We start from the raw sequence: 1,467 nt of genomic DNA on the forward strand, positions 1-1,467 counted from the left end.
CCAGCCTAACTGTCAGGTCAACGCGGACGCAACCAAGGGCCATGCCTTCGGCATTTTCATGGCCCTTGGTTGTGCCCTCCGCCCTAGCGGGCTCCGGCGCCGGTTACCTTGGTAGTTAGGCTCCCGATTAACAGGCATTTCACCCGACTTCAACGATTCACATGGACATTATCGACTGCATCATCAAAGCATGGGGATGGACAGGGCTTGAGCCATCAGAAATTGTTGGCGAGAATGACTTCGGAAATCTGATGGTGCGCGACACCCAAGGCCTGTATTGGCGGCTCTGCCCGGAAGATCTCTCTTGCCAAGTTATCGCTCGTGACCGCGCGGAGCTAGATCGTCTGTCCAAAGATCAAGATTTCTTGCACGACTGGTACATGGCTTCTTTGGTAGAGCAGGCGGAGCAGTCACTTGGCCCACTGTCAGCCGGACAGAAATACGGTCTACGCATTCCTGGCCCCTTGGGTGGCGAGTACGGAGGCAGCAACATAGCAAAGCTCGCGTGGTGCGACCTAGTTTTGACATCTGGCCATATCGCAGAACAAATCAAAGATTTGCCTGAAGGTGCAGCAATCAAGTTTAGCGTGGTTGATTAATGTCCACAAAGCAGGCCACACACAGTTCCCCCCTCCACTCCGCGCCCCAGCGCGAATTGACACGTGAAGTGCAACACCCAGAATTCAGGCAGGCGTCATGCAAAAACCTTCCACTCCGCGCCCTAGCCTAACTGTCAGGTCAACGCGGACGCAACCAAGGGCCATGCCTTCGGCATTTTCATGGCCCTTGCTTGTGCCCTCCGCCCTCACGGGCTCCGGCGCCGGTTACCTTGGTAGTTAGGCCAAAGGAGTAAGCGTGAAGGACGATAAAGCACTTGCGAATGAACGCAGCCTCAAACGGAGCAGCATCGTCTTCCTCATCGTCTGGGCAAGTGGCGTAGCAATCTTTGGATTGCGGTGGTTTGATGTAGTGCCAGCATCATTTGACTCTCTCTTTTTTGTTCTTGTCATCGCAGGAATGGTCGTGGTAATTACATCTATCCCAAAGACAGTGAAGGCCTACAAGCAGCGCCACCATGAAAAAGACAAGCAATAAATTTGGGCTAGTTTCCAGTAGCAAGTGCAACACCCACAATTGCAGGTAGTCGTAATGCAAAAACCTTCCACTCCGCGCCCCAGCCTAACTGTCAGGTCAACGCGGACGCAACCAAGGGCCATGCCTGCGGCATTCTCATGGCCCTTGCTTGTACCCTCCGCCCTGACGGGCTCCGGCGCCGGTTACCTTGGTAGTTAGGCTCCTACATTGACTACAAACAACACCATTCGTACCAAGAACGCAAACGGATGCCAAAGCACAAGGAAAAATTCCCATGACAGTACTGAAATCAACATCCATGAAGAGCATGTTCAAGGAACTATTCGCCTCTTTTTGCTTAGTCACTTTTGTAACCCAGTCGCATTCAACACC

3 protein-coding genes are annotated in these 1,467 nt (G+C 53.0%); 2 read left to right on the forward strand and 1 reads right to left on the reverse strand.

Going from position 1 to position 1,467, the window contains the following annotated elements; genetic code table 11:
* The first annotated feature begins 161 nt into the window (after positions 1-161).
* Together WNB94_RS17110 and WNB94_RS17115 are read left to right on the forward strand one after the other, a co-directional pair.
* Positions 162-599 (forward strand): T6SS immunity protein Tdi1 domain-containing protein, encoded by a 438-nt coding sequence (locus WNB94_RS17110; RefSeq protein ID WP_341391582.1) that lies wholly within the window; start codon positions 162-164, stop codon positions 597-599.
* Positions 600-855: 256 nt separating this feature from the next.
* On the forward strand, positions 856-1,095 hold the full coding sequence (locus tag WNB94_RS17115; protein WP_341391583.1) for a hypothetical protein: 240 nt from the start codon (positions 856-858) through the stop codon (positions 1,093-1,095).
* 135 nt (positions 1,096-1,230) lie between these two features.
* On the opposite strand, the gene WNB94_RS17120 is transcribed toward WNB94_RS17115, so the two are convergent.
* Positions 1,231-1,467: hypothetical protein (locus tag WNB94_RS17120; protein WP_341391584.1), on the reverse strand; the 237-nt coding region annotated here is incomplete at its 5' end.

Origin of the sequence: Aquabacterium sp. A3 (assembly GCF_038069945.1) — a bacterium.
Classification (GTDB): domain Bacteria; phylum Pseudomonadota; class Gammaproteobacteria; order Burkholderiales; family Burkholderiaceae_C; genus Aquabacterium.

What these genes read in the sequence shown, in the direction of transcription:
- WNB94_RS17110 (WP_341391582.1), top strand. Translation starts at nt 162, where the DNA reads ATGGACATTATCGACTGCATCATCAAAGCATGGGGATGGACAGGGCTT.